The organism is Moorena sp. SIO3B2 (assembly GCF_010692525.1).
Taxonomy (GTDB): Bacteria; Cyanobacteriota; Cyanobacteriia; order Cyanobacteriales; family Coleofasciculaceae; genus Moorena; species Moorena producens.
Genome location: NZ_JAAHHE010000426.1, coordinates 1 through 4,706, shown reverse-complemented (window position 1 = coordinate 4,706; position 4,706 = coordinate 1). Strand labels below are relative to the sequence as shown.

Genomic DNA, 4,706 nt, shown 5'->3' with positions numbered 1-4,706 from the left:
GACTCAGCTAATCAATCGGATTCCCGATTCCCGATTCCCGATTCCCGATTCCCGATTCCCGATTCCCGATTCCCGATTCCCGATTCCCGATTCCCTCCTCCCTGATAATGACTCAGCAAAAACCCCCTATCTTCCGTCAACAAGCCCTAGACCGATTATCTGACCCAGAACAGTTAGATCGGTTAATGCCAGTGGTTAGTCCCGTCGATTGGCTACCATTGGGGGGATTAGCGATATTCGGCCTGATTGGGGTACTCTGGAGCATAGTTGGGACTATTCCGATCACTGTCACTGGTAAGGGAGTGCTGATTAATCCCCGTCGGGTGGTACCGTTGCAATCTCCGATATCGGGACAGTTGGAATCCTTAACGATTCGCACAGGTCAATGTGTAAAAAAAGACGATATCCTGGGAATCATTAACCCCTCTGATCTAAAACAGCAGTTGCAACAAGAACGGGATAAACTGGCTCAGTTAAAGCAACAAATCGCAAAAAGTACGTTACTGCGACAACAACGAACCGAACTAGAAACAGCAGCAATTACTGCTGAACGCACCAGCTTACAACAACGGTTACGAGATACTGAAACCTTGACTCCCCGCCTCCAAGATCAAGGATTAACTAGCATCTTGATCCAGCGTCGCAGCCTCCAACAACAGCTCAAAGATGCCCAAGAATTAACCCCAATACTACAACAGCGACTGGCCAAGCAACGGGACTTGCAACAACAAGGAGCAATTTCTTCTGAACGGGTTTTACAAGCAGAACAAGACTATCGAGAAATTCGTCAAACTATCTCCGAGATTCAAGCACAATTGCAACAGTTGCAGGTACAGGAAACGGAGCTACAACAGAAGTATTTAGAAAATATCAATAGTATTACTCAAATTAAAGCGGAATTAGAAAAACTAGACACCCGTAGTAAACAACTAGAACAGGATAATCTGGAAGCTAGTAATACTGATAAGAATCAAATTCAGGACATACAGCAAACTATCGCCCGATTGCAACAAGACGTTGCAGACAACAGTATTATTAAAAGTCCCCATACCGGATGCATTCTAGAAATAACGGCTACTGTGGGGCAATATCTCAACCCCGGAAATCCCCTGGGAACCTTACAAACACCAGGAAAAGCTAGGGATATGATCAGCGTGACTTATTTTGCTGTGGAGGATGGCAAGAAAATTCAACCGGGAATGGGGATTTTAATTACACCGGATACGGTAAAACGGACAAGATATGGAGGAATTGTGGGGAAAATTACCGAAGTTTCTCCCTTTTCCATCACCTCAGCAGGGGCGAGTTCGGTGATAGGAAATCCGGAGGTGGTACAAAAATTAATGGGTGAGGAAGGAGGTAAAATCGAAGCGATCGCTAAATTACAACTTGACTCAAAAACCCCCAGTGGTTATCAATGGTCATCTTCCCTCGGACCCCAGTTGGAAATTTCTCCAGGAACCACAACAACGGTAAGGGTAACAGTAGAAGAGCGTAGGCCGATTACTTGGGTTTTACCTATTTTGAGAGAGTGGAGTGGGATATAGAAATTATCAATTGGGTTAGGTAAAAATCTTTAGGTTTTAGGGAACAGGGAACAGGGAACAGGGAACAGGGAACAAATCCTGTGTACCTGATTAGGCTAAAAACCGCTATATAATAAAACAAGTATAAATTTCCACAAAGTGACCGCTATGCCCACCTTAGATCTAACAGTTGAGCAAGTAATTATGTTAGTACAGCAATTACCTTTAGAGGGAAAGAAAGCTGTATTTAAGGTACTCCAGAAGGAATTAATGAATCAAGAAAATCCTTGGCTCAAATTAGCGGGAAAATATCAAGATGATCCACAATTTGATTAAATGTTAGCTTACATTGAAGCTGAATGCTTACCTTTTAAATAAAAAAATATGTCCTAAGCTAGACTTCCATTGCTATCATGATTTATTCATAATTGAATCCATCAATCCCTAAAAATAGTATTTGTAAATAAATGTAAACAATTTAAATTACCCCTTGCATTTTTGCCAGGAGTTATCTATACTATAGATATTGAGACTGAAACTAATAACCGCGCTGGTTAAAACCATTCACCGACGCCAGCGCGGTTTTCCTCCCACCTAAATAGGAGTTACTTCCATGATGGCAAAAATATCACAATTATCAATACAGCGGTTTGCAATTGCTGTTAGGTACAACGTCTGGGCTTTTAGGGAGCAGGGAGTAAGCAATAGGCATGCTAGCAATAGGCATGCTAGCAATAGGGCTATAAGGCTCAAGGGTTAACAATAGACCAGACCAGGTAATCATTTCTAACACACGAGTACCCATTTATTCCTAACTAAATAGTACTTTTGTATTAAAAACGAGTACTTTTTTGCTCTTAACGAGGACAATTTCCTCACATGGCAGGACTGGTTAGGTGCATCTCAGTGTCTTGATGCAGTCGCTCATGGGGAGGGGCTGCCTGCGGAACCTGCGTCCGCAGCTTGAAAGCCCCGTGGAAACCCCCTTTGGCGGCACTGCATCGCTTTTGCAATTAGGTATAGCGCTACCCGCCAGGCAATAGGCATGCTAGCAATAGGGAAAAAATAATGTTTACTTCATAGCTAGGAGAAAGGCGTTGCTGAATTAAGGAATGAATGCGCGATCATCTGGTTTTATTAAAGCCCCCTAAATCCCCCAATTCTGGGGGACTTGTCTTGATGCAATAGCGAGTGGGGGAAACCACGGCAGTCGCTCATGGGGGGAACCCCCAAGACCGCGCTGCCTCCCCAAGACCGCGCTGCATCGCTTGAGAGTTTTGTTCCCCCCAGAATTGGGGGGCTAGGGGGGCGAAACCATACCCATAATCAGCAACGCCAGGAGAAAGGCTATAAAATAATAGGAGATACTATAGAGCTATTGATGGGAGTTAATGATGGGGGGTAATCGCAACAAATCTGATGCCCAACTTGATTTTCTCTTACAGGTACTACAAGCAACTAGAGATAGTAATGGTGACGCCGAGATAGTTTACCCATTACTGGCAGACAATACAGACAAAATTAATCCTAGATTAGCAGAATTATTCCGGGATTGGGCAACAACTAAGCTGGCGGAAGTGAAACCAGATGAAGCGGAAAATATAGCAGCAGTTATTGTTGACTTCAGCAATCTAATTCAGCAATTCCCCTTGGGTGAAAAAGCCAGCAATAGTTCAATTGCCATCACTGGCTATGAAGTGGCACTAACTGTTATCACCCGTGAAGCTTTTCCCGAACAATGGGCACAGACTCAACACAATCTCGGTATTGCTTACTCTGACAGAATCACAGGTTCCAAAGCACAAAACCTAGAAAATGCCATCGCTTGCTTCCAATCCGCTTTAGCCGTTTACACCCGTGAAGCTTTTCCCGAACAATGGGCACAGACTCAAAACAATCTCGGTATTGCTTACTCTGAGAGAATCACAGGGGAGAAAGCACAAAACCTAGAAAATGCGATCGCTTGCTACCAATTGGCTTTAGAAGTACGCACCAGTCAAGCTTTTCCCGAACAATGGGCAACGACTCAACACAATCTCGGTAGTGCTTACCGTAACAGAATCACAGGTCAGAAAGCACAAAACTTAGAAAAAGCGATCGCTTGCTACCAATTGGCTTTAGAAGTACGCACCCGTAAAGCTTTCCCCTATGATTGGGCATCGACTCAAAACAATCTCGGTATTGCTTACCGTAACAGAATCACAGGTCAGAAGGCACAAAACCTAGAAAAAGCGATCGCTTGCTACCAATTGGCTTTAGAAGTACGCACCAGTCAAGCTTTTCCCGAACAATGGGCAATGACTCAAAACAATCTCGGTATTGCTTACTCTGACAGAATCACAGGTGCCAAAGCACAAAACCAAGAAGAGGCCATCGCTTGCTACCAATTGGCTTTAGCCGTTTACACTCGTGAAGCTTTTCCCGAACAATGGGCAATGGCTCAATTCAATCTCGGTCGTGCTTACGTTAACAGAATCACAGGTCAGAAGGCACAAAACCTAGACAATGCCATCGCTTGCTACCAATTGGCTTTAGAAGTACACACCCGTGATGCTTTTCCTGTTGATTGGGCATCGACTCAAAAAAATCTCGGTCGTGCTTACTATTACAGAATCACAGGTCAGAAAAGACAGAATATTGAAAATGCCATCGCTTGCTACCAATTGGCTTTAGAAGTACACACCCGTGAAGCTTTTCCTATTGATTGGGCATCGACTCAATTCAATCTCGGTATTACTTACCGTAACCGAATCACAGGTCAGAAAGCACAAAACCTAGAAAAAGCGATCGCTTGCTACCAATTGGCTTTAGAAGTACGCACCAGTCAAGCATTTCCCGAAAAATGGGCATCGACTCAAAACAATCTCGGTAATGCTTACTATGAAAGAATTAAAGATCCCAAAGCACAGAATATAGAAGAAGCGATCGCTTGTTACCAACAGGCTCTTCTAGTTTATACCTTTGAGGCATTTCCTATTGATTGGGCAGAGACAAAATATAATCTTAGTATTGCTTACCGTAACCGAATCAAAGGTGAGAAAGCACAGAATATTGAACTTGCCAACGCTTATTTCCAAGAAGCTCTGAAAGTTAGAACCTTTGAGGATTTTACCCAAGATTGAGCAATGACGCAATAGTAAGTAGTGTGGGCAAAAACCCTTTGGTTGTTTTAACAATTCT

Annotated in this window: 4 protein-coding genes; all 4 read left to right on the top strand. The window is 43.5% G+C overall.

Translation table 11 applies throughout. The annotated features are described in order from the left end of the window. The first annotated feature begins 107 nt into the window (after positions 1-107). The 4 genes from F6K38_RS35315 (at position 108) to F6K38_RS35300 (ending at position 4,648) form a co-directional block, all read left to right on the top strand. A complete protein-coding gene (locus tag F6K38_RS35315) occupies positions 108-1,547 on the top strand; it encodes an NHLP bacteriocin system secretion protein (protein WP_287359750.1) in 1,440 nt (479 codons plus the stop codon). Between the two features lie 147 nt (positions 1,548-1,694). Beyond that, positions 1,695-1,862, top strand: a complete 168-nt coding sequence (locus F6K38_RS35310) for a hypothetical protein (RefSeq protein ID WP_287359748.1) — start codon at positions 1,695-1,697, stop codon at positions 1,860-1,862. Positions 1,863-2,742: 880 nt separating this feature from the next. Then, positions 2,743-2,931, top strand: coding sequence for a hypothetical protein (locus F6K38_RS35305; protein WP_287359747.1), 189 nt, complete (start codon positions 2,743-2,745; stop codon positions 2,929-2,931). After that, positions 2,918-4,648 carry a tetratricopeptide repeat protein gene (locus F6K38_RS35300; RefSeq protein ID WP_287359745.1) on the top strand — a complete coding sequence of 577 codons (1,731 nt, stop codon included), beginning with the start codon at positions 2,918-2,920 and terminating at the stop codon, positions 4,646-4,648. The genes F6K38_RS35305 and F6K38_RS35300 overlap by 14 nt, the downstream gene beginning before the upstream one ends. Positions 4,649-4,706 lie beyond the last annotated feature (58 nt).